Below are 23,184 nucleotides of genomic sequence, written 5' to 3'. Positions count from 1 at the left end.
GTCGGACTGGCTCATCGGCTGGCTCCTGGTGGCGGTGAAGACGTGGGAGAAACATCTTCACTCGACTTTAGCTATGGCCAGATGAAATGAATAATCGAATGATTCGTTCAGGTTGATAGATTCTGTCAATTGAAACGCAGAATCGGATTTGCACGGTCTTTCAACAGGCCTCCCGCAAGGCGAGCGGGAGGCCATGGGCGTGCGCCGCGGCTACAGCAGTGCCTTCAACCGGTACAGGGCTTCCAGCGCCTGCTTCGGCGTCAGTTCGTCCGGGTCGATTGCCGCCAGCGCGTCCTGCGCCTTGCTCGACGGTGCCGCGAACAGGCCGAACTGCTGCGGTGCATCCAACGCCTGCGGCGCCAACTCGGCGGCATGGCTTTCACCACCGCGCTGTTCCAGCTCGGCCAGGCGACGTCGTGCCTGTGCCACGGTGGCGCGCGGCAGGCCGGCCAGTGCCGCCACCTGCAGGCCGAAGCTGCGGTTCGCCGGGCCATCCTTTACCGCGTGCATGAACACCAGCGCCTCTCCGTGCTCGACCGCGTCCAGGTGCACGTTGGCGATGCCGCTGCGGCCGCCCTCGTGCTGCTCGTCGGCCAGCGCGGTCAGCTCGAAGTAGTGGGTGGCGAACAGCGTGTAGCAGCGGTTCTGGTAGGCCAGGTGACGGGCCACCGCGTCGGCCAGCGCCAGGCCATCGTAGGTGGACGTGCCACGGCCGATCTCGTCCATCAGCACCAGCGAATGGGCGGTGGCGTGATGCAGGATGTAGCTGGTTTCGGCCATCTCGACCATGAAGGTCGACTGCCCGCGGGCAAGGTCGTCGCCGGCGCCGATGCGGGTCAGGATGCGATCGATCGGGCCGATCAGCGCACGGCTGGCCGGCACGAAGCTGCCGATGTGGGCCAGCAGTACGATCAGCGCGTTCTGCCGCATGTAGGTCGATTTACCGCCCATGTTCGGGCCGGTGATGACCAGCATGCGACGGTCCGGATGCAGATCCAGATCATTGGGTTCGAACGGCTGCTCGCGCACCGCCTCGACCACCGGGTGGCGGCCACGCTCGATCTTCAGGCACGGCTCGGCCTGCAGCTCCGGGCGCGCCCAGTCCAGCGCCTGCGCGCGTTCGGCGAAGGCCGCCAGTACGTCCAGTTCGCTCAGCGCGGCGGCGCATTGCTTCAGCGGTTCCAGTTGGCCGCCGAGGGTGTCCAGCAGCTGCTCGTACAGGTACTTCTCGCGCGACAGCGAACGGTCGCGCGCGGACAGCACCTTGTCCTCGAACGCCTTCAGTTCCTCGGTGATGTAGCGCTCGGCATTGGTCAGCGTCTGGCGGCGGGTGTAGTGCACCGGCGCGCGGTCGGACTGGCCCTTGCTGATTTCGATGTAGTAGCCGTGCACGCGGTTGTAGCCCACCTTCAGGGTGGGAATGCCGCTGCTTTCGCGCTCGCGCTGTTCCAGGTCGACCAGGAACTGGTCGGCGTGGGTGGACAGGCGGCGCAGTTCGTCCAGCTCTTCATCGAAGCCATCGGCCAGCACGCCGCCGTCGCTCAGTTTCAGCGGCGGCATTTCGGCGATGGCGCTGGCCAGCAGCTGCGCGCACTCGTCGTGTTCGCCCAGCGCCGCATGCAGCGTCTGTAGGCGCGGCGAATCCAGTGGTGCCAGCACCTCGCGCACCGCCGGCAGCAGGCCCAGGCCGTCGCGCAGGGTGGAGAAATCGCGCGGCCGCGCCGAACGCAGCGCGACGCGGGTGAGAATGCGTTCCAGGTCACCGAGACGGCGGAACTGTTCGCGGATGTCGGCGTCGCTGCCGCGGTCGATCAGGGTTTCCACCGCATGGTGGCGCTGTACCAGCACCTCGCGCAGGCGCAGCGGGCGGTGCAGCCAGCGCCGCAGCAGGCGCCCGCCCATCGGCGTCACCGTGCTGTCGAGCACGCCCAGCAGGGTATTGCGGGTGTCGCCGTCGACGCGCGTATCCAGTTCCAGGTGGCGGCGGGTGGCGGCGTTCATCGCGATCGCCTCGCCGGCGGTTTCCATCGCGATCGAGGTCAGGTGCGGCAGGCGCTGCTTCTGGGTTTCCTCGACATAGCCAAGCAGGGCACCGGCCGCAGCGGTGGCGCGCGGCTTGTCGTCGATGCCGAAGCCGCTCAGGTCATGCAGCTTGAAGAAATTCAGCAGCTGGCGGCGGCCGCTGTCGGCATCGAACAGCCACGGCGCGCGGCGACGTACGCCGGTGCGCTGGCGCAGGAACTCCGGCCAGTTCTCTTCATCGGGCACCAGCAGCTCGGCCGGTTCCAGCCGTGCCAGTTCGGCTTCCAGCGCGTCGTCGGTTTCCACCTCGTTGACCAGGAAGCGGCCGCCGGCCAGGTCGGCCCAGGCCAGGCCGTAGCCCTGCTTGCTGCGCGACAGGGCCATCAGCAGGGTGTCGCGGCGTTCATCCAGCAGCGCCTCGTCGGTGACCGTGCCGGGGGTGACGATGCGCACCACCTTGCGCTCGACCAGGCCCTTGGCCAGCGCCGGGTCGCCGATCTGCTCGCAGATCGCCACCGACTCGCCCAGCGCCACCAGCCGTGCCAGGTAGCCTTCATAGGCATGTACCGGCACGCCGGCCATCGGGATCGGTGCGCCGCCGGAGCTGCCGCGCTGGGTCAGGGTGATGTCGAGCAGGCGCGCCGCCTTGCGGGCGTCGTCGTAGAACAGTTCGTAGAAGTCACCCATGCGGAAGAACAGCAGCAGGTCCGGGTAATCGGACTTGGCCGCGAAGAACTGCTTCATCAAAGGTGTATGGTCGTCTGACGGCTTCGATTTCTTAGGTTTTGTAGCAATATCAGTCATTTATAGCGGTTCTGCAGATGCGGATGTGCGAGTGAGTGGAAGGCTGTAGATGGCTCTGGAAGCGCAGAAGGTAGCCACAGGGTAGCCAAATCACTGCAGGGCACAAAAAGGTGGCAGAATTTGGCTACCGGGGCCGTGCGGGGCACCAGCGGTAGCCAGATCCAGGAGGAACACTAGATGGCACTTCGCTTGAAGTTCAATGAAGAGCAGCTGCGACAGCTTCGCAGCACTATGCGTCCAGCGCTAGACAAGAGCGGCAGTCCAGTAGTCTCCGCCAGAGGCGGCTACGCTGTCCTTGAGCCCAACCCTGAGGGGAAGGCCTGGAGGTTCCTCGACGCGAGCAAGGAGGCTCCCACGGGCTTTGGCGTCTATGTAGGAAAGACAAAGGCCAGCTACGAGGTTCAGCGCAAGATCAATGGCAAGGTGATGCGCTTCACGGTGGGAGACACTCGGGATCTGTCCCTTGAAGAAGCCCATAGGCTGGCCCGCCACAAGTTCCAGGAGTCGAAGGAAACGGGTGCTCATCCCAAGGTCAATGAGCGCGCCGAGACTACCATTGAAGAAATGAGGCAATTGACTGTCAATGGGGCGATAACTCTCTATCGCGACATGCTTATCAGGCGCACGCCACCTGCGGCGGAGGGCACTATCAAGATGCTTAACAATACAATCGCACGCCTGGATCGTGATGAGGTCAATTTTGGCAGCAAGCAAATAAGGCACATCACCGAGGAAGATGTTTTAAAGGCATTCAATGCAACCTGGCTTTCTGCCGCGCTTCACTCAAATCGGCTGACGCCTGAAATCAAAGCCTGCATGGAGAAGGTGGGGCGGGTGAATCTGACAAAGGAAGAGTTGGATAAGCTCGGGGTCGCTAGCGAAGCCATGCGGGTTCGAATTAAAGCCGCAGGCGTAAGTGCCGCAGAACAAACCTTTGCCGCAGCATCGCGCGCTGTGCGCTATGTGATCGATAAGGAAAAGCGGCAGGCTAAAAAAGCAGGGCGCAATCCAATCATTTTTGGAAATGATTTCCAGGTCCTCTGGGAAGAGGGACGAATGCGCGATGCTAGGGCTCTTCACAGCTACTACGTTAAAGCCCGCGTTCGTAATCCCCTGGGTGAGGCCGATGGAACACTTGGCGCAGCCATTGAATACCTCTGGAGCAGGCGTCTGGCTCAGCGAGGCCAGAATGAGAGCGGAGTCTATTACCTGCTTTCAACGCTCTTCTTAGGCGCTCGCAGAAATGAAACCGCAGAATTGGCATGGTTCGACCGCGTGCCAGAGAGTGAGCGTGAAACGACTTCATGGGTGTGGCTTGATGCCATGGATCCCAAAGCCCGCAAAGAAGGGCGCACGTCCATCAATCCCATGACCGGGAAAGAAGGGGCGCAAGTATTCTTTGCTCAGACTAAAAACCGGCGCGATCACAACATGCCGTTGGGCCCGTTCTCCACGGCCCTCATGCGTCACCGCTTTGAGAGGCGATTGGAGGCGGATGATCCTCGGGCCCGGTGGGTGTATCCGGCGCGTAGTGCGCGGGCCGCAGAGGGGCATTACAAGGACAGCAAGGCCATTATGAAAGGGCTGGGCGAGAAGCTGTCTGTTGAATTCGGGCCAACGCCCCACGATTTACGCAGGACGCTAGGCCGCTACGCAGGTAAGCTTCAGATCCCTGATCGCATCGTCAGCAGGCTCTTTAATCACCTTGCTCCAAAAGATCCAACGGACCCTGACGCCGGATCGGCTTCCACTATTCGCTATCAGGAGCCGGAGTGGTATGAGCTGCAAGAGGCTCTGTCTCGTGTTGAGCAGCTAATGGCTTCAAGTGCACCTACCTTCTACAATCAGTTGAAGCCAGTTGACTGGCCTTTGCTGCCTGAGAAGGAAAAGGGTGGAGCGGATGAGTAATGTATTTCCACTGTCGCGTGATCCCGTATCCGTATCACCCCCGCCTGACAAGGCGCAGTGGCAAGAGGAAATAGAAGAAGCTAAAAGCGGGGTTAGAGCAAAGGTCAGCACAAAAGCTGCCGCCTTTTATTTGGGTGTCCATTACACCACCCTAAGGGCATGGGTGAGGGCGGGGGAAGGGCCTGAGCCAGTTAAAAATCCCTCGCGCCCTGGCACCACGGCTGTAAATCAGCACATGGGCTTTACCCTGCAGTCCCTTGATCGCTTCTTGAAATCGCGAGAAGGATCCTCGGTGACAAGAGGGAAAAGGAGCGAGGTTGAATCCGTCTTGCGTGATGTTGATCGCATCCAAGCGACGATTGAATTAAAAATTGCTGAGGATGCTCTTGCAAAGGCTAGGGAAAAGGCAAGAAGGCTTGGCGTCCTTTCTTTCAATGGTCTGGAAGGAGTTTCAGATATCCACCCTTGGCTCGTTATCGAGGGGCGGATAGCAGGTCATCTTTGGTCACTCCCAGAAGAGCAGGTGATTCAGAATGATCTTGAAGACACAATTGAAGTTTCACTGATTGACGCTCTTGCTCTTCCCTGGGTGAGCGATGCGCATAGGGAGCCCTACGCTGAAGTTGCTCATTTTGAGTTGAAATCCCTCATCGCCGCGATTGAGGCGGGAGGAAGGGTTCAAAGAGCCATGGATGAAGAGCGGATTTTGGATGTTAATACCCCCAAATCCATTGGTATTAAAAGGCCTGACAGGATTTAATGTTTCATGTTTGAATTATACAAAGCCCCCTAAATGGGGGCTTTTTCGTTGTTGCTCCCTGCTGGTCTTCTCACTGGCAAAACGAAGACCAGCAGAAGACCAGCAGGAAGACCAGCAGGCCGAAAGCCTTGCCCCATAAAGGTTTGCGAGGTCGCTGCTGGCCTTGCTGGCCTGCTGGCCTTTGTTTCAACTTTTTCTATGTGCATGCATATAGAACAAATATGCGCAGTGAGAAATATGCATTTCTAAGACCAGCAGGCCAGCAGAGGATGATATTTGTTTCAAAACCCTTATATACCAACGGTTTCAGCTGCTGGTCTTTGTTGCTGGTCTTCTGCTGGTCTTCTGTTTTCGGGCATAGAAGACCAGCAGGCATTTGTCGCTGATAACGGCCCTTGACGAAACCAAAACTTATGTTTTATTGGATGTATTCCAACTGTAATACAGGAGATTTTGTGGATAACAATAATCAGAGCTCTACTGAAAGGGCAAAGGTCCCGGTTCGAAAGGATGTTCATATCAATCTGCGCCTGGAACGTGCGTTGGCGTTGCGACTCCAGGCCGAGGCCCAGCGGTCAACAATATCTACAAGCGACAAAATTAGGCGCATATTAGACGCCGCCTTACCAAACAACCAATAAAAAATCCCCCGCCTGGCAGGGCGAAGGATTTAAGGAGAAAACATGCGTATAGATAATATTCCATCGGTTGGGAGTTCTGTCAACACCTCAGGACACTTTGAGCCAACTAGGCGTTATTCACGTGTGCGCGGCGCGCCAGCTGCGGCCGTTGTCATAGAAAACGAAAACACAGCCTCATTGGAGGAGGCGAGAGCAAAGCAAAGGGCAAAGATCGAAAAAGAGTGGGTTGCTGCGCATGAAGTCGATTCACGAGGTAAGGTCAAGCCGCCTTCACTTGAATATATTTTCGGAGGCCAAATCACATCAGGAAAAATTGGCAAGTGGGCATGCCAAGCGTCTGAAGCGTCAGGGGCTGTCATTCACAAATGGGACGGAACATTCTGGAAGGCTGTCAGCACTGACGTAGGTGTTGGAGTGGCCTCAGAGTGGCTTAAAAGCAATGCAAAACACGCTGTGAGCCAGAAGAGGGCAGTATCCTGCTGGGAACATGCAATTGTGGACTTGAGAAGCCTCAATCCCTTGCCCGTCCAGAGCGATAAGCGCGCCATTGTTCCTTGTGCTGACTACTACATAGAAGTCCTGCCCACCGGATTTCAGGCGCTGAAGCCTGATCCTGCGCTGGGAATGACACATGCAGTGCGCATCAAATGTGGCGCTTCAGGACACCGCCCCTACAGCACCACTGCGCTGCCTCAAACGTCAAAGTTTGCACAGTTCCTGGAACGCGCGTTGCCGGATCCGGAAGTTCGCGCATTAGTCCAGGAACAATGCGGAATGACGCTGTTGCCAGGAAATTATTCGAAAGCTGCTTGGTGGTATGGCGCAGCCGGGTCAGGAAAATCTACGCTGGCAGAGCTCGTTGAAGCGATGCACCGGCAGTCTGTTCGCTTGAGTCTAGAAGCGTTGGGTGATCGCTTCAGCCTTGAACCGCTCGTGGGCGCAAGCCTGATCCTTGTTGATGAGGTTGAGTGCGAACGATGGGCAGAAGGGCGCTTCAAAACGCTTGTTTCAGGCAATGGCATAGGCATTGATCGTAAAAACGAAAAGGCCCTCGCTAGCTATCACTCTAAAGCGAAGTGGTTGATCACAAGCAACAGTGCTCCTTTTGTTCGCGACAAATCCGATGGTGTGTGGCGTCGTCTTACAGTCGTGCAATGGAATGTTGTCATCCCCGAGAGTGAGCGCATCCCTGACTTCCAGAAGACCATCCTTGAGACTGAAGGCAAGCTGGTGTTGGACTGGATGCTTGAAGGTGCAAGGCGCGTTGTAGCTCGCGGCCGTCCACTGTCTGATCAGGAGCTACCTGAAGCTGCTAGAGCCGCTAAGAAGAGGGCTCGCAACGGCTCTGACAGTATCCGTGCCTGGGCAGACGAAATGCGTGTTGTCTCTGAGCCTGGACACTGGGTGCAGCTAACAGAAATCTACGCAGGCTATGAAGCCTGGTGCGGACTGCAGGGTTATCAATCAGGTGAAATCCTTACACCACGTCAGTTTTGGCGCGGTATGTCAGAAGCTGGGCTGGTCAACCCAGCTCACAAATCAAATCGCAGGGTTGGAGGCAAGCAGGCGGACTTCTATGAAGTGATGATCTGTGGACGTGCTACTGAGCAGATCAGAGAGTGGGCAACGACAGAGCAAGTCTCTTCTAGTGACAAGGCAGAAGTTGAGCGCGGCGTGGTCTTCTCTTCATATCAGGCGTGGAGTCAGAAGAGGGTGGAGCTATCGCTCATGAAGCCGTCAGAAGTGCTGAATAAATCGGCATTCTGGGAAGCGATGGTTCAATCTGGAATGATCTGCTGTCAACCGTCAGGTGCTTCCGATGCGGAAAAATGTGCGCTAGAAATCCTGGGCTCAAAGCAGTATGAAAAGCTCACAGACGCAGAGGCCGGGCAATGGACCTAGAGGGGTCGCTTGCCCGGCTCATTGAGATGATGCTCAAACGTGATATTGACAGTTTCCTTGGAACAGGCTTGCGCAAGCGCAGTCGCATTGATGTTTCCAAACCTTCCCACTTCAACGTCATCAACCCTGATCGAGCGTTTGTCCTTTGGTCCACCTTTGGCAAGTAGCGGGCAGGCAGGCGATGGAACGTTCTGGTAAGTGATGCTGTAGCCCGCGAGGCGCTTCGCGCCTACATCGATAGGAACAAGGTCCACAGGCCCCCATCTGCTCTGCAAGTGACCTGTCGAGTCAACCATGTTTGCTGGCACAAGCTTTTCCTCAATCAGTTTGCCAGGAAGCCCCTCATAGTGACCTTGTGGCATTCCCAAGGATCGCTCTGCACTGGCAGTCAAAGAAGCTAAGTCACTTAGCTCCTCATTGACCCGCCTTTTGTCTGTTTGACCTGCTAGAGCCAAAATGCTCGCTGTCACTACTAGAATCACGCTTGTTACAAGCAAGAATTCAATCAGTGAGTTTCCTGATTGTTTCATCTCGCGCTCAGCTGTTTGTAGCGACTTATCGTTGCAGTAAGCACGCAGATACCTAAGACTGAAAACCACGTCACTATGTGCGTGTCTAGTAGCGAGTCGCTAAATGCCAGTGGTCTCACCAACCAGGCGGCAACCCCCGCAACGGCGCTAATGACTGACACAGTGGCCGTGAATACAAGCAGGCGCTTGTCATCGAGTGACCTTATGAAGAACCACACGAGCGAGAAATGAAGTAGCCCAAAGGCTATTCCATAAATGAGAGCTTCATAAATATTTGATATGTCCATATATTACAAATAGCTGCAACATTGGAGTTCGTCAAATAAGAAGATGAGCCCCTCCTGGGAGGGGCTTTGTGCGGTTTGTTTGGAAGTTTAGGGGACAACCTAAAGTTCCTTCAAAAAAGCATAAGAAGATCAAGTGATCACAAAGTCTCTTCAATTTACTTGATTAAATAAAAAAAATTGAAGTAACTAAGTTCAATATGATCAACTTGATTGATTTGTCAAGCCCCTATTGCCAACTCCCAAAAACGCTTCATAGTTATTTGTAGATATTAGAAGTTGGGTGTTGAATGAAATTGGATCAAGAGGCATATGATGAAGATGCAGTAGGCTTGGCTGATGCGCTAGCTGCAAGCGAATGTTATTTGCTGCGTCCCGCAGCATTTGGATACACCGCGTCCATATATACGGGTCAAGCGAAAGGCGTTAGCCTCGTATCTCTCCATGATATTCAGGAGTTGATTAGTAGCGGTGTCTTGATCGCGGTGGAAGATCAGCATGGCTGCTAAGAAGAAATCAAATGCGCGAGGCAGCACGGCGACGAAATATGATGACTACGCTCAGCTTTATGCTGATCGCGTCATTGCGGCACTTCAGGAAGGAACTGCCCCGTGGCTTAGACCGTGGAAGGCTGGGGTGTCACGGCCACTCGGTGAGGGTATGCCTTACAACGCCATCACCGGCAAAGGATACTCAGGCGCAAATGCCATGATGTTGCTGATGATGCAGGGCGCTAATGGATACACAGATGACCGGTGGCTCACATTCAAGCAAGCTGCAGATCTGGGTTGTCATGTCCGCAAAGGGGAGAAGTCAACAACCTGCGTCAAGTGGGTTGAAGCCCTTGAAAAAGAGGAGGAGGTTGATCCTCATCAGAAAAAGCGAATGATCCCCATACTTTTCTCCGTCTTTAATGGAAATCAAGTTGAGGGAATGCCCGTAGCACCTGTCCGTCAAATTCCCAAAGAAGCCGAGCGCCACGCTCAGTGCGATGAGCTCCTAAGGGACTCCAGCGCAATAATTCGTCACGATGGTGGCGATAGGGCTTTCTATTCGCCGCATCGCGATAGCATTCATTTGCCACATAGAGAGGCCTTCAAGTCAACTGACAACTTCTACGCGACCGCACTGCATGAGCTGGGGCATTGGACAGGCCACAAATCAAGACTTGATCGCGATTTGACAGGGGCGTTTGGAAGCGAGAGCTACGCAAAAGAAGAACTGCGCGCGGAAATGGCGTCAATGATGATCGGCGAGCGTCTTGGTATAGGTCACGATCCAGGCCAACATGTCGCTTACATAGCGTCCTGGATCAAGATCCTGAAGGAACATCCACGCGAAATACTACTGGCCGCAAAAGACGCTGAAGGCATAGCCAGTCACCTGGGTGTTGCAAAATATGAGCACGAGCCTACAAAACCGCTTGAGAAAACAGCTGAAATAGACAGTCCGCCAGCCTTGGTCGCCAAGCAAAGATCTAAGAGCAGGGGTGTTGAGCTGGTCATCTGACAGGTTGACAAGACGCTAATCCATACTAGCCTGATGGTATACGTTTAAATACGGTTATCCAGGGAGGTAATATGGTTCGTCAGCTTTCATTCGATTTCGAGGGTAATGGTCTTGAGGGCCTTCCCTCGATCAGTCCAGGTGCGGTTTTGCGTGCTTGTCATAAGACAATCACAGAGTGGCGCAAGTTCGACTATTTGATGCGTCGTTCTCCACCTCCACGGACCCTGCTGGGATACCTAATGGAGGAAACAGGTCACGAGGAGGAGCAGTGCGCCGCCGCTGTGGAAGCGGCCAATGATGCGGATCTTATCTTCTGTATGCCTGGATCGCCCGTCATCAAAATTCAGCCAGCGGGCCTCTATCTTCTAGCGCTAGAGCTGGTGGGCGAGGACGAAAGGCGTTCTCTTGAAACCCTTCGCCTGAATTGATCGTTAAATTTCATCCTTCCTGGCAAAAAACAGTCCTTGGCCTATTGATTTCCCATTTGTAACCTTTTACGATTCAAGTGTGGTTTAATCGTAATTAATTCCTCAAGGGGTAATTCAATGTCTTCACAGAAGTCTGAAGCTCAGGGCAAGAAGCTGGATAGCCTGGCTGCTCAAAAGAAGAAGTTGCTGGAAGAACTCCAGAAGATTGAAGCTCAGGAAAAGCAGGAGCTTCAGGCGGAAGCTGAAAGCGCACACGCAAACATCGTGAGCCTGCTGTCTGACTTCGCTGATTACTTCGATGCTCGCCAGAAGAACGAAATTGCCCGTTTCGTTGGCGGTGCCTCACGTCCGGGCCGCAAGGCTGGTTCTTCCAATGCCTCTGCTGGCACCCGTGGGCCTGTCGCGGCAAAGTTCAAGCTGCCCAGCGGTGACACCTGGAGCGGCCGTGGCCGCACCCCCACGACCTTTGCGGAGTGGGAAAAGTCGGATGAGGCCAAGAAGTGGCGTGATGCCAATCCCGGCCAGAAGTGGCCTGCTGCCTAATATCTAGCCAGTTTGCTTCACTTAGAGCCCGCCACTGGCGGGCTTTTTTTATTATTTGACTTTAAGAAGCTGGTCCCAGCGTGTCGTATAAGCAGGTGACAAGTGCTTTTGATTCATAGCCCAAACCGGCACCGCCAATTCGCTTCCTCGACGCATCTTTGCAGCAGAGGCGAAGGTCATCGCACCCCGTCCGAACCTGCGATTGGCAGCGTCCAGGACTTCCATCATCTTTGCTGAGCGGGGATCAGGCCTCGCGAAGAGGTCCGCCTGCACTTGATCACTGGCCGTCAGATCGAGCAAGCCAACGCCAGCCTTCTTGAAGCGGTAGCCAGGGCGATGCATCGCCTTGACCAAGGCCTGAGCCACTATCAGCACCTCACGCGTGTCAGAAGTGGGCGCGATGAAGTTGAACGCTTTGCTCGGGTGATACTGCGGTGCGTCTTGCTTGAAGGGATTTGTATTCATCCAGACCCATACGCCAGCAGCCTTTAGTGATCGATTGCGAAGCTTTTCCATCGCTCTGATGGCGAACGTTGCAACTGCCTGCTGTAGATCAGCTAGCTCGATCACTTCCTTGCCAAACGACCTGCTCACCACAATCTGCTGTCGATCAGGCTCTTCTTCGAGCAGATCAGAACACATGACCCCCTGAAGTTCCCTTTGTGTCCTGGCAAGCGTGACGCCATAGCGCGAGCGCAGAGTCTCTGGATCAGCGCGCACCAGATCTCCTGCAGACATGATGCCGTCCGCTCCCAACCTGGCCGTGAGCTTCCTTCCAACTCCCCACACATCTTCAACAGCAAAAGCATCGAGTGCTGCAGCACCAGGTAGTGTCGTGATCACACCATCAACTGTGCTCTTTGCCCGCTTGTTCGATAGCTTCGCCAACGTCTTTGTAGGTCCGATGCCAACGCAACACGGGATGCCAGTCCATTTCATTATTCGTTCTCTGGCTTCCTTCGCAATGCGCTCTCTTTCACGCGGCGCAATGCCATCTAGCGATATGAAGCTCTCATCGATACTGTAGACCTCTACCTGCGGAAACAGGTCCTGCAGAATGCTCACGATGCGTCCGCTAATGTCACCGTAAAGGGCGAAATTGGCAGACTGAACTTTGAGTTGGCGTCGAAGTCGTGGCTCAACTTCATGTATGGGTTGACCCATCCTGATACCCAGTGCTTTGGCCTCGCTGCTACGTGCAATGGCGCAGCCATCGTTGTTGCTCAACACAACGACAGGTTTGCCACGCAACGAAGGGTTGAAGATACGTTCGCAACTGGCATAGAAGTTGTTGCCATCCACAAGGCCTAGCATGTCAGCGCCTCAGCTGCTTTCGCAGGCTCCAGGTCACTACGCCCCACACATCAAGTTCCACATCCTCTGGAACCATAATTGGAGCGTTGTCCGGGTTGCCAGAGTGAAGTTCAAAGCGACCACGAACGCGGCGCAACTGCTTCACAGTGAACCCGCCTTCCCACAGCACCATTGCGATATCGCCGTGGCGGGCTGTCTTGCTGCGATCCACAACCAGGGTGTCACCTGGGAAGATGCCGAACTCGATCATGGACGTGCCGGTGTCGGCCTCTACGAAGAAGGTAGCGACGGGGTTGTCTACACAACGGCTGTTGAGGTCCAACAGATCATGAGTGCCGAAGAAGTCTTCTGCAGGGCTCGGGAACCCGCATGTAACGCGCACGGGCATGAGAGGTAGCGGAAGGGAAGGAGCATAGGCATCCGCAGCGCCCAGGAGGCCTGGAGGCATTGGTGCAGGGAAGGGGCTGGTAGACATGGCTGGACTCTCACGTATCGCTGACTCACCGGCTGCGACAAAGGGCACCGGGAGCGGCAGTCTAGCTCCGAATTAGTAATTTCACTAACGACCCGGTAGGATCGCCCATGGCCCTCCCACTAGCTGAACTGCTAGAAAAGCTGAATGCGTTGGAAGAAGCCCTTCCCGGGATGATCCAGGCATACCCTGACCCAGCTGACTTCTGGCCTGCCTTTGCGGGCTTGGCTGATCTGATTGAGGACGAGGCTGGGCAGCACTCAGACGAAGTAGCGGGGCGAATTGATGAAATGCTCGCCCGGCACAACCTCAGGAGCGAGTGATGTGTTATTCGGCAGAAGTGTGGGCTGACTACCACACCTATGTGCGCCATTTTGGCGCTGATATCGATATCGCGGCGTTCGTCCAATTATATTTGCGACGAGCCGAAGGCGTGAAGTGGAAAATTCCCAAGGGTATGGATCTTTCCTTCAAAGATCCTCAAACGCCTGAGGAGAAGCAGATCCATGACCTCATCAGAAGCTATAACGCAGGGATCATCTCAGCCAGCGAGCAAGAGATGTTCAAGCAGTCCAAGAGAGTGGCTGACGCTGAGCGAAAGCTAGCTGTCAAAGAGACAAAGGCAGCGCTGACAGATGTGCGCGTTGGTAGCAACAAGGTCAAACAGATGAAGAGATGGATCACTGACGCAATGCGATCCACCCTCGATCCTGAAAGAGACAACCGCATTTGGCCCGATTGGTATGCCCCAGTTCTCATCGTTGAGAATGGGAAAAAAATTGTCAGGCCGATGCGCTATCACTGCCGTCCTGCTGGGCAAGATCCGTCAATTGACAGGTCAAAAAACGGAAAGGTAAGCGGCACCTACAATGCGCGGCGCGACAACCTTACCCGGTTCTGGCGTAGGCAATTCGGCCATACACATGGACTCATGTTGGCAGAGCAATTCTATGAAATGGTTGAGGGACCTGATGGCACATCACATGAGGTCCAGTTCAATCCCAGCACAGGTGAAACAATGTATATCGCATGCTTGTGGTCACACTGGGTCGATCCCACGGGCGTCGAACCTGACCTATATTCGTTCGCTGCGATCACAGACGAACCTGAGCCCGAGGTTGCTGCTGCGGGCCATGATCGAACAATCATCAACATCAAGCCGGAATTCGCTGATGCTTGGCTAACGCCTGATCCCAACAACCTGGAGGCAATGTTCGCTATCTTCGATGACCGCCGTCACCCCTACTATGAGCATCGGCTTGCGGCATGAAGTAAGATCACCACGCCAAAAATAAAACAGGGGTGGGAACACGTGGACGATACGATGGCAAGGAAGCGGCGCATGCCGGTTCGCACATTGAACTATCTTGCGCTTCTTATATTTGGTCCGTTCGTTGCTTACGTGGCTGCTGGAATTGCGCATGGGTTTACGCCGCTCGGATCCGGGTTCTACATGCTTACGCTCAGCTACGCGCACTGGTTGGGCTACAGTTTCATTCCCTTGTTTCTTGCCGCTTTGATCATGATCAAGAGCCGAGTCATCGCATGGGTTGTCATGATCTTGGGCGGAGCCTACCTGGGCTATGTGATTCAGCCACAGCATGTAGAAGCTAGAGCAGCACCTATCACGTCTTCGCAGGGGGCTGCAGAAGGCCGCTTGCCTATCGTCAACGCAGCAATAGAACTACTCCCTCCCGACAAGCTCGATGCCACTGTGACGCCCGAGACCATAAGGCTGATGGAAGGGCATTACATCCAGCAGATCAAAGACAATTTCTCTGCGCGAACTGGTGGAGATCAGGCTGCTGTTAACGCCGTGAAGGTTACTGCCAGCACGATGCGGGTGGAAGAATCTGGACACATTGTCTACATTACAGAGCTTGACACGTCTATTGATGCTTCAGCTGACAAGATCCCGTATAGCCTTCGCGTCATCTGGAACATCGATGATGGGGCGCTTAAGAGGGTTCAGTGCGTAACTAAAAATCCCCAAGATCCTTGGCGCAATGGAGCGTGTGGATCGAAGATCGCAGAAACGTTCCGCTGGGCAGGATGGCACAAAGATTGAAGAAGAAAAAAGGGGCCTTGGTCCCTTTTTTCCTATCTGGGCATCAAACTACACAATAAAGGACTACCAGGGGGCAACATGTTTGAACAAGTTAGAGACCAATTGCAGTCCGGCGAATTTCGTGTGGAGCTCGTTGACTGTCAAGTGACTCAATGCGTTGACAATGATCCGATAACCTTCAAAGGTGTTGGCATCGTTTCTCAGAACAAGGATGCAGAGCTTGAGTTTGTTCTTGTGTGCCAAAGCATAGAAGGCCCTTACGACCGCTACGCTCTTCTCAACAATTACATTTCTGGGAAGCTCATCGGAGACGATGGGCTGTATTCAATCAAGGGCCAAGATCACAACGGGCATGAGTGGATTTCTGAGGGTCAACTCATCAACCGAAGCCATGGTCATAGCTTAAAAATTTCCGCCAAACTAAGCGAGTTGAAGACTGCGCGCTCAGTTCATGCAAACAAGAATGGCAAGGAATACTGTGGGTGGTATTTCACTGGCGAGCTAATGCTTCCATTTCGTCCGCATGAGAATGATTTCGAGTGTGAGCTGGAAGGTTGGACGTGGAGGGCGATCAAAGACCATCATGGCAATGTAGAGCTTCGGTTCAATTCGCTCGCGCCTGACTTTGAAAAAAATAGCCGCTCATTTTTGACCGGTGTCAGCCTGCTCGCTGGACAATCTCCCGTTCCTTGCTGCAGCTGGCATATCAAGGGTGATAAAGAAGAAGTAACTATTCTGCCCCATGGGCTGCGTCCTCAAGGGAGTCGACTGCTTGAGTTCATCCCGAGAGAATGGATCTATCGCGGGCATTGGAACGCGTTTCTGACTCTATGGGTCGAGGCTAAGTCAGATGCGACAACTAGAGATGTTCAAGAGGTCCTGTATCACTATTTCCATCGCATTTTAAAGACGTATCAAAATGACATGGAGAACAGTGTCCAGGTCATCGCTTCATCCATTGAAGGCCTTATCAGCACGTTCTATCATCTCGAAAGTGACATTGACGAGGAATTTTCAGCCCTTCTTGAAGACGCTATTGCCAAGATTTCTGCGAGCGATCTTGAGATAGACGACAGGGCATTGGGTGTCCTCAAGAGTTCGCTGAAGAACAGCAAGTTGCCCAAGCTGAAGGTTTCATTCCGCCGACTAATTGCGGATGGAATTCTGACTAAGGACATGCTTGATGCATGGGACAAAGTTCGTAACAAAGCGGCGCACGGCGGGCTTCTAGAGCCTACCACTGATGCAACGCAGACCCACCTTGATGGGTTCTTCCATTGCTACGAGGCATTCAAGCGCATTGTTTTTGACGTAATCAAGTATGCGGGAACACATCGAGATTACTCTCTGAAGAATTGGCCGGTCATTGAGCCACGCGTTGAGAATGAGGCTGAGAGCGAGACTGAGCAAGCTGTGGTGACGCAGTCATAAAGAAAGCGCTTGTTCGCACAGTTGGCGCATACACCAAGCAAAAAAAAGGGGCCTAAGGCCCCTTTTTTCTATCTGGATATCACACTACACAACTCTCTCGCTGGTGGCGCTGCATTGATAGACCCAAACGCCGTAGGTGGGGACGGTGATCCCTTCCAGGACAAAGCTATCTATTCCAGAATATTTGATATACGACAGCTGGCCCGTAACGCGGCTCAGTAGGAAATCACTTCCGAACTGTGTTTTTCCTTCAATGAACCCCTCCGCGTTACCTTGAGGTCCTTCACTGCCCAGCGTGGGCCGTTTTCAAGATCCTCGACCTGACCTGCATCGAGGTCAATTTTCCAGGTCGAAGAAGGAGGGACAACGAAGCCTGCTATTCCTTTTTCAAAAATGCCAGCTAAGAACGCATCTTTTTGGCGCTGCGAACTGAACTGCTGATACTTCGGAGCGCTCACAAGCTCGCACTTCAGGTAGCTCGGCTTTGCCATTGCAACGCCCGGAGCTAGCGCAGCAGCCATGAAGAGAAATTTCGCGATGTTCAAGAGACTTCCTTTTCTTCTTTAAGGAACAGTGGCCTGCTGGCCCCTACGCAATTATAGGGGCGACCAGCAGCCTTGTCCGGCTCTCAGCCATCTGCACGTGAGCAGAAGCCCTTGCTGGGAGCAGTCCCTGAGTGAACTGCGCTGTTCAACACGCTCCCATCGCCTGACAACAGCAACTGCACTTCGCTGGGGACCGCACTGCTGTCATCAGGACGCTCCACGAACGCTGCCACCAGGATCTGTTTGCCCAGGTCATAGACCTGCCCATAGGCCAGCGTTCCCACGGCACTGGACGGAACTTGGACAGGCTTGCCATTGAGGGACAGGGCAGTGAAGCCATCCTTGCCTGCTGCCAGCGCCAATCGGCCAACAGAGGTCTCTACATGCTCCGTCGCCGGCAGATCCTGGGAGGCTGAATTCCAGACGATTTGCACGTGCTTGGCTTTCCCTATTGCTTCCTGGCAACCAAGGCTCGGCTTGGCATTAGCGGCAAATGACACGAATGCTGTTGCAATGCAAAAACAAATTATGGTTCGCATAACATGCTCGCTGTGTGGTTGTTGGCGAGTCGTAACCTACACTGATTCAACGTAGAAGAGTCGATAGATAGAAAATTATTGTGCTGGCCCGAGGTCGCCCCGGCGCGGTATCATCTTCGACTCAATGGACTGGGGTTTGAAGATGAATCACATTTTTAAGGGGGTTTTGCTTGCTGCGTGCCTTGGAGCTTTGCCCCTGGCAAGCGCAGGCCAGGGCTTGAGCAATTCAAGGATTGCGGATGGATCGTCTCATGCCTTTGCTGTGACTTATGGTTCCTATGCCAATCAAGCGGACGCTGACGCAGTGATGGCGTATGTGAAAAGGTCCAAAATCCCTAGTTTTAGCGAACCAACGGTCATTAATGGTCGGTCAGCGTGGAGCGTGCGTTTAGGACCATTTTCAACATGGCAGCAAGCAGAGGATGCGAAAGCGAAGGGGCTCACGCTGCGTAGTGATGTTAAAGCGCAAATCATTACGCTAGATTCAACAGTCGGCCCAGCGGCTCAGCCAGCAGTGATGAGGGCGACGCCCATTGAACTCTTTCAGGCCTATTCAGAAAACGAAGTGAGGGCGGATCAGAAATACAAGCGCAAAAGAATGCTTGTGACCGGTCAGATACGTTCAATCCGTTCAGGGGTCGGGGATCAACCTCTTGTAATTCTCGCTGGGGGTGGTCGCTTCGAGGATGTTTACGCGCGGGATATTCCAGCTGCGCAGGCGGTTCAATTGAATAGGGATCAAGTTGTTACACTGCTGTGCGAAGGATCTGGCACAATAGCGTCAACGCCCCAGCTGAAGGGCTGTATTGTCTACAGTCTCTAATTGAATTCATATTTCCACATAAAGGGCCCGGCTGGGCCCTTTTTTGTTGGTGTGATTAGCTGGCGCTTGCGAAATTCCAATTCTCTGTTTGTATAAAGGTATACCTTTGAATACAAGTGGAGGGTCACGGTGAACGATTACAATCAAGAGGAAAAGGGCGGGCTAACTGCCGAGGATCTTGAAGTTATTAGAGATGGAATAGAGAAGGCAAGGGCGGGTGCACTCCTTGTGATGTTTCTGTCTATGATGGCAACACTCACTTGCCTTGCGTGGTGGACGACGTGGAAGATTGATAACGCTATAGCTCCTATCAATCAGACCCTAAACGGTCCTGAGGGCCATCCAGAGCGCGGGCTGATCATGAGAGTTAATTTCATTGCTGGATACAGGGATTCAAGCGGAAATTATGTAGAAGGCAGTCTGGATAGGGTTTGCCGTAAACTTGACGAAGTTCGCGACGAGAAGCGCTGAAGATAAGGATTGCCGCTTCTCCTTCATTGGCATTTAAACTGACTTGCTCTTGCGCAATTCAAATTCTCTGTTTGTATGAAAGGTATACCTTTGAATACAAGTGGAGATACGAATGATGCGACAATTACTATTGGCTGTAGCGCTTGCAAATCCACTAGCTTCATATGCCGTGGAAGTGTCTCCTGTTGTTGCTATCTACAGTCCAAGCCAAAAAATTGGTGTTCTGTCGATCACTAACACGGACTCAACGCCCAAAACCTATCAAGTCTCTGCAGATGCCTGGACAGTAGAAAACGGTAAGCAGGAGAGGCGTGAAACAGAAGATATCCGCTTTGCCCCTAGCCTTATCACAATCCAGCCGGGTAAGCGTCAGATCGTTCGCTATCTAAAAACAAACCCGGCTGACAGTGAGCAGGCATACAGAATACAAGTTCAAGAAATACTAGATCCTGAAGTGGCAAAGCTCCCAGGCCTGCATCAGACCGTAAAAATCGACTCGCCCTGGTTTTGGCGTCCTAAGGATGCGCAACCTCAGCTTTCGGCACGCTGGCAGGGAGGGAGTCTGCTTATTCAAAACACCGGCAGCGCAACAGCGCAGCTTACTAATCTGACAGCCGGGCCTGAGAATAAAAACGGGCTTGTGGGCTACGTATTGCCAACGGAAGTGCTAAGGGTTCCTTTGAAGGCAAAATCTCAGCCTGGTTCAATCAGTGTCGTTGTCAATGGCGTAACTCAAGAATTGGCGGTTAGATGAAGTATCGAGCCATGGCCCTCGCCCTGGCTCTTGCTTGCTTTCCCATCTACGCAAACGCAAACGAGCCACAGGACACAGCGGAAATCCTCGCATCAGTGATCCTCTCAGGGAGGGAGGTTCTACCTGCGCGACTGATCAAAGCAAAGAACTCTTCTATCTACTTGTCCGTAGAAGATTGGAGATCACTACCCAACCTGACGCTTCCATTGCAGGGAAAGACAGGCCTCATTTCTTCAAGTGATCTGGGTCTGTTAGTGTCCTTCGATGATGCAGAACAGGCGTTCAAGATCACCGCGCCAGCATCCTTGATGACGCGTCAGAACCTCTCAGGAAATCGCCCAGCGAGGGTGACAGAAGTAGACCCGCAGCCCAACGGCGTGCTGCTTAACTACGACATTGCTACCCGCACGAATGACGCTGGATCCTACGCTGTGAGCGGTGCTCATGATGCCCGCATTTGCGTGGGGCCCGGCACGTTGATCACAACGGGGCAGTTGAACACAACGAAAAATCTGACTGACTACAGACGCGGCATCAGCACTTGGAACGTTGATAATTTGAAGCGAGGAGTTGCAGTCCAGGTGGGCGATGTGTTCACTCCTCGCTCTGCTATGACAGGCACGGTCAATCTTGCGGGCGTTCGCGTCGGATCAGACCGATTGCTTCGCAGGGATCAAGAATTCACGCCTGTTCCGCTGATAGGCGGTGTGGCGGACACACGCAGTGCCGCAGAAATATTCGTCAACAACGACAAGATGGGCTCCCGCAATGTGGCCGCAGGCCCGTGGGATCTAGGTCGTGTGCCAGTATCGCCAGGATCAAATGATGTTCGAGTTGTCATCCGCGATGAGTTCGGAAGAGAAGAAGTAGTCAGCCAGCGCTTCTACATGACGAACTCAAACCTGCCCAAGGGCCAGAGAGAATGGGACATTGCAGCCGGGCTTGTGCGTGTCGATAGTGATACATACAGGACGCCTGCTGTCACTGCCAAGATCGAACAAGGCGTAAGCAATTATTGGACCGCAGGCGCAACTTTGCAGACTGACGGCACGAACACAAACGTTGGCCTTTCAAATCGAATCATCCTGGGCACTGCGGGCGCTGTCGCTGTTGAAGCAGCTACCAGCACTACAGCAAAGGGCAATGGAAGCTCGCTATCGGTCTCTTACGAATACAGGGCTCGCAACTGGGCGGCTCAAGTGGGACACACTCGCTACAGCGAGAACTACTGGCAGCTATCACAAGCAAACCAGGCTGCTGGTTCCACGCTTTCTACAACGACAACGGGAAGCCTTTCGCTGAATCCACTTGGCAAGCCCTGGTCACTCTCTCTGGCGGCCGCTCGCATTGACTACGCCACTGGTGCCAGTCGTCAACGAGTCGACCTTGCAGGGCGATACAGGAGCAATAGGAGCGAATTCGGGTTTGGCGTGGGAAGGGACTTTGAAACCAAAGAAGATGCGGTCTACGTGTCGTTCCGACACAACTTCGGCAACACCTCAGCTTCAATCTCCGCGAGGCAGTCGCCTGATCTGACTGTGCGTGCTAACGCTCAAGGCCAGACAGATATCTCAAATCAGCGGGTCCGGTGGTCAGCTTCAGTCGAGGACCGGGAAAGAGGCACACGCAGCCAGGTTGAGGCTTCTACAGCAACAAAGCGCTTGGACGTTCGTGGTTCCATCACTGATGACGAACGGGGCACAGAGATCCGCACGCGCACACGAGGATCATTATGGATCGGGGAGGGCGGTGTCACAGCACAACGCTACTCAACAGGTTCATTTGCGGTCGTTGAGGTCCCAGGGCAACAGGGCGTTCCAGTAGCTGGCTCTGGAGCGTTCAACGTCAGCACTAATAAGCGGGGCATTGCAGTCCTACCAAACGTCCGCCCACTCACTCAATCCAGGGTGTCCATCGACACTACGGCCATTCCATTTGAAGTCGGCATAGAGACGAATTCCATGCCTTACACAGCGCGCCGCAATGGCGGAGCAAAGGTAAAGTTTGATGTGTCCAGCATGAGCATGGTTGAAATACAGCTTACGGCGAATGGGAAGCCTGTCCTGTCTTCTGCTGCAGCCGTCACAAACACTGAAAGGGTCATTGTCGGTCATGGGGGCATCGCAGTGCTAATGGATCCTAAGCCTGGTCAGAGCATTTTAGTTGAATTTCCGGCTGGAGGATCCTGTCAAGCTCAACTGCCAGCTGTTCTGCCCAGCATTCAAGATAAAATTGAACTGATTTGCCTCTAATTGCCTTGCGCAACTCTAAATTGGGGTTATTAATAAAGGAGATGGGCTAATTCGGCCTTTCGACCTTCCCAAATATAGGAGATATATAAATATGCGTAAGATTTTATTTGGTGCCGCCATGTCAGTGTCAATGGCTTTGGCTGGTTCTGCTAGCGCCGCCACTCTCAATGATCAGCTGGAGCTTGTTCTTGATGTTGAATCCGTCTGTCATTTTGAACTCAATGATAAGGTGCTACAGGGTAGGGTTTTCAATAGTGAAACCGGTAGTATTATCACTTCTGGCCCCGAAGGCTATATTTACGTTGAGTGTAATCAGGGTGCCGCCTATACAATTGAAGCTGGTGTAGGAGCAGGTGGATTTATCGAGCTAACAGGTGATGTTACAGGTGATAAGGTTCCTGCCTACTTATTGACGGACACTCGATTCGAAGGGGGCGTGCCATGGTCCACCCTTTCAAATAGCGAAGCTATGAGCGGGGTGGCTACAGGAGGCCTCGATCAGCACAAGTTTGTGTTTGTTCCTAACGTCGACGCAAACGGTAGAGCCCTGAACCTTCCTAAAGCAGATGCTTATCGCGCTAACGTGGAAATCACCTTTAACTACTGATATGTATGTTTGATAGTAATAAGGGCCCCAACTGGGGCCCTTTCTTATTTGCAAATGCCATATGTGGGGTTATTGACTCTTGATGGATTCATGCTAAATATGATGTATAGCAATTAAAAGTTGCTATCAAACATCAAAAAAGGAGGGTTAAATGACACGACCAATTAAAGCATTTTTCAACGTCGCGATCCTGGTAGCAGGTATGGCAATGGCCAATCGCTTCATTCCAGTTGCCCAGGTGACGTTAGAAAGCATGTCTCACTCAATCAGCGAAATCACAGGCAAATGAGGAATTCATCATGAGCGTTATCAATCTCGCAGTCTTCATCGCAGTCTATCTCACCCAGCTGACCCTGCTGTTCCTGTTTGCCCGCTTCTGCTATCGCAAGGCTGGCTTCAGCAGGACCCACGCTGGTAGCCCTGCTGGTGCCTTCTTCTTCGCCATTGGCGGGCTGATTGCACTAGTAGCGATGGTGGCAACTACTGTCCTGGCTTTTATCTCAGGAAGCATGCTGCTGGCAGTAGGCTAATTAAAAAAAAATCAAGCACGGGGGTGCAATCAACCACAATCAAAATA

23 protein-coding genes are annotated in these 23,184 nt (G+C 53.7%); 17 read left to right on the top strand and 6 right to left on the bottom strand.

Annotated elements, in window-relative coordinates; all coding sequences use genetic code 11:
• Nucleotides 1–210 precede the first annotated feature (210 nt).
• Nucleotides 211–2,826: a DNA mismatch repair protein MutS gene (gene mutS, locus N7573_RS06565; RefSeq protein WP_279912008.1), complete on the bottom strand. Its 2,616-nt coding sequence runs from the start codon at nucleotides 2,824–2,826 to the stop codon at nucleotides 211–213.
• A gap of 177 nt (nucleotides 2,827–3,003) precedes the next feature.
• Between mutS and N7573_RS06560 the strand changes: the two genes are divergently transcribed.
• The 3 genes from N7573_RS06560 to N7573_RS06550 all read left to right on the top strand — a co-directional run bounded on the left by N7573_RS06560 (nucleotide 3,004) and on the right by N7573_RS06550 (nucleotide 8,037).
• A complete protein-coding gene (locus N7573_RS06560; protein ID WP_279912009.1) occupies nucleotides 3,004–4,734 on the top strand; it encodes a tyrosine-type recombinase/integrase in 1,731 nt (576 codons plus the stop codon).
• Entirely contained in the window at nucleotides 4,727–5,494 is a 768-nt protein-coding gene (locus tag N7573_RS06555) for a hypothetical protein (RefSeq protein WP_279912010.1), read from the top strand. Before N7573_RS06560 ends, N7573_RS06555 begins: the two co-directional genes overlap by 8 nt.
• A gap of 683 nt (nucleotides 5,495–6,177) precedes the next feature.
• Nucleotides 6,178–8,037, top strand: coding sequence for a DUF5906 domain-containing protein (locus tag N7573_RS06550; RefSeq protein WP_279912011.1), 1,860 nt, complete (start codon nucleotides 6,178–6,180; stop codon nucleotides 8,035–8,037).
• Here the strand turns inward: N7573_RS06550 and N7573_RS06545 are convergent.
• Nucleotides 8,034–8,567, bottom strand: coding sequence for a type 4 pilus major pilin (locus N7573_RS06545; protein ID WP_279912012.1), 534 nt, complete (start codon nucleotides 8,565–8,567; stop codon nucleotides 8,034–8,036). The two genes, N7573_RS06550 and N7573_RS06545, sit on opposite strands and share 4 nt — an antisense overlap.
• A gap of 782 nt (nucleotides 8,568–9,349) precedes the next feature.
• Here N7573_RS06545 and N7573_RS06540 point away from each other — a divergent pair.
• The 3 genes from N7573_RS06540 to N7573_RS06530 all read left to right on the top strand — a co-directional run bounded on the left by N7573_RS06540 (nucleotide 9,350) and on the right by N7573_RS06530 (nucleotide 11,331).
• Nucleotides 9,350–10,360 carry a zincin-like metallopeptidase domain-containing protein gene (locus N7573_RS06540; protein ID WP_279912013.1) on the top strand — a complete coding sequence of 337 codons (1,011 nt, stop codon included), beginning with the start codon at nucleotides 9,350–9,352 and terminating at the stop codon, nucleotides 10,358–10,360.
• A gap of 71 nt (nucleotides 10,361–10,431) precedes the next feature.
• Entirely contained in the window at nucleotides 10,432–10,788 is a 357-nt protein-coding gene (locus N7573_RS06535; protein WP_143048221.1) for a hypothetical protein, read from the top strand.
• A 117-nt stretch (nucleotides 10,789–10,905) separates the two neighbouring features.
• A complete protein-coding gene (locus N7573_RS06530) occupies nucleotides 10,906–11,331 on the top strand; it encodes an H-NS family nucleoid-associated regulatory protein (protein WP_279912014.1) in 426 nt (141 codons plus the stop codon).
• A gap of 51 nt (nucleotides 11,332–11,382) precedes the next feature.
• Here N7573_RS06530 and N7573_RS06525 read toward each other — a convergent pair whose 3' ends face one another.
• Both N7573_RS06525 and umuD read right to left on the bottom strand, forming a co-directional pair.
• Nucleotides 11,383–12,645 carry a Y-family DNA polymerase gene (locus N7573_RS06525; protein ID WP_279912015.1) on the bottom strand — a complete coding sequence of 421 codons (1,263 nt, stop codon included), beginning with the start codon at nucleotides 12,643–12,645 and terminating at the stop codon, nucleotides 11,383–11,385.
• 1 nt (nucleotide 12,646) lies between these two features.
• Complete coding sequence (gene umuD, locus N7573_RS06520) at nucleotides 12,647–13,033, bottom strand: translesion error-prone DNA polymerase V autoproteolytic subunit (RefSeq protein ID WP_279912016.1); 387 nt, start codon at nucleotides 13,031–13,033, stop codon at nucleotides 12,647–12,649.
• A gap of 194 nt (nucleotides 13,034–13,227) precedes the next feature.
• Between umuD and N7573_RS06515 the strand changes: the two genes are divergently transcribed.
• The 4 genes from N7573_RS06515 to N7573_RS06500 all read left to right on the top strand — a co-directional run bounded on the left by N7573_RS06515 (nucleotide 13,228) and on the right by N7573_RS06500 (nucleotide 16,616).
• A complete protein-coding gene (locus tag N7573_RS06515) occupies nucleotides 13,228–13,440 on the top strand; it encodes a hypothetical protein (protein WP_279912017.1) in 213 nt (70 codons plus the stop codon).
• On the top strand, nucleotides 13,440–14,387 hold the full coding sequence (locus tag N7573_RS06510) for an SOS response-associated peptidase family protein (RefSeq protein WP_279912018.1): 948 nt from the start codon (nucleotides 13,440–13,442) through the stop codon (nucleotides 14,385–14,387). The genes N7573_RS06515 and N7573_RS06510 overlap by 1 nt, the downstream gene beginning before the upstream one ends.
• A gap of 72 nt (nucleotides 14,388–14,459) precedes the next feature.
• Nucleotides 14,460–15,185 (top strand): hypothetical protein, encoded by a 726-nt coding sequence (locus N7573_RS06505; protein WP_279912019.1) that lies wholly within the window; start codon nucleotides 14,460–14,462, stop codon nucleotides 15,183–15,185.
• 78 nt (nucleotides 15,186–15,263) lie between these two features.
• On the top strand, nucleotides 15,264–16,616 hold the full coding sequence (locus N7573_RS06500) for a hypothetical protein (protein WP_279912020.1): 1,353 nt from the start codon (nucleotides 15,264–15,266) through the stop codon (nucleotides 16,614–16,616).
• 215 nt (nucleotides 16,617–16,831) lie between these two features.
• Here N7573_RS06500 and N7573_RS06495 read toward each other — a convergent pair whose 3' ends face one another.
• Both N7573_RS06495 and N7573_RS06490 read right to left on the bottom strand, forming a co-directional pair.
• Nucleotides 16,832–17,161, bottom strand: coding sequence for a hypothetical protein (locus tag N7573_RS06495; protein WP_279912021.1), 330 nt, complete (start codon nucleotides 17,159–17,161; stop codon nucleotides 16,832–16,834).
• Between the two features lie 83 nt (nucleotides 17,162–17,244).
• Nucleotides 17,245–17,661, bottom strand: coding sequence for a hypothetical protein (locus N7573_RS06490; protein ID WP_279943106.1), 417 nt, complete (start codon nucleotides 17,659–17,661; stop codon nucleotides 17,245–17,247).
• Nucleotides 17,662–17,842: 181 nt separating this feature from the next.
• Here N7573_RS06490 and N7573_RS06485 point away from each other — a divergent pair, with 181 nt between their 5' ends.
• The 7 genes from N7573_RS06485 to N7573_RS06455 all read left to right on the top strand — a co-directional run bounded on the left by N7573_RS06485 (nucleotide 17,843) and on the right by N7573_RS06455 (nucleotide 23,137).
• Complete coding sequence (locus N7573_RS06485) at nucleotides 17,843–18,523, top strand: SPOR domain-containing protein (RefSeq protein WP_279912023.1); 681 nt, start codon at nucleotides 17,843–17,845, stop codon at nucleotides 18,521–18,523.
• A 129-nt stretch (nucleotides 18,524–18,652) separates the two neighbouring features.
• Nucleotides 18,653–18,994 carry a hypothetical protein gene (locus N7573_RS06480; RefSeq protein WP_143048216.1) on the top strand — a complete coding sequence of 114 codons (342 nt, stop codon included), beginning with the start codon at nucleotides 18,653–18,655 and terminating at the stop codon, nucleotides 18,992–18,994.
• 112 nt (nucleotides 18,995–19,106) lie between these two features.
• Nucleotides 19,107–19,748 carry a fimbria/pilus periplasmic chaperone gene (locus N7573_RS06475; protein WP_279912024.1) on the top strand — a complete coding sequence of 214 codons (642 nt, stop codon included), beginning with the start codon at nucleotides 19,107–19,109 and terminating at the stop codon, nucleotides 19,746–19,748.
• Between the two features lie 11 nt (nucleotides 19,749–19,759).
• Nucleotides 19,760–22,000 carry a fimbria/pilus outer membrane usher protein gene (locus tag N7573_RS06470; RefSeq protein ID WP_279912025.1) on the top strand — a complete coding sequence of 747 codons (2,241 nt, stop codon included), beginning with the start codon at nucleotides 19,760–19,762 and terminating at the stop codon, nucleotides 21,998–22,000.
• A 91-nt stretch (nucleotides 22,001–22,091) separates the two neighbouring features.
• A complete protein-coding gene (locus N7573_RS06465) occupies nucleotides 22,092–22,607 on the top strand; it encodes a hypothetical protein (protein WP_279912026.1) in 516 nt (171 codons plus the stop codon).
• 151 nt (nucleotides 22,608–22,758) lie between these two features.
• On the top strand, nucleotides 22,759–22,896 hold the full coding sequence (locus N7573_RS06460; protein ID WP_279912027.1) for a hypothetical protein: 138 nt from the start codon (nucleotides 22,759–22,761) through the stop codon (nucleotides 22,894–22,896).
• 10 nt (nucleotides 22,897–22,906) lie between these two features.
• The gene (locus N7573_RS06455; protein WP_279912028.1) at nucleotides 22,907–23,137 is read left to right on the top strand and encodes a hypothetical protein; all 231 of its coding nucleotides are present in this window, start codon (nucleotides 22,907–22,909) and stop codon (nucleotides 23,135–23,137) included.
• The last annotated feature ends 47 nt before the right edge of the window (nucleotides 23,138–23,184 follow it).

This window comes from Stenotrophomonas sp. GD04054 (assembly GCF_029836955.1).
GTDB lineage: Bacteria > Pseudomonadota > Gammaproteobacteria > Xanthomonadales > Xanthomonadaceae > Stenotrophomonas > Stenotrophomonas maltophilia_A.
Note: the sequence above shows the minus strand (reverse complement) of the source record. Positions and strands in the feature narration are given on the sequence as shown.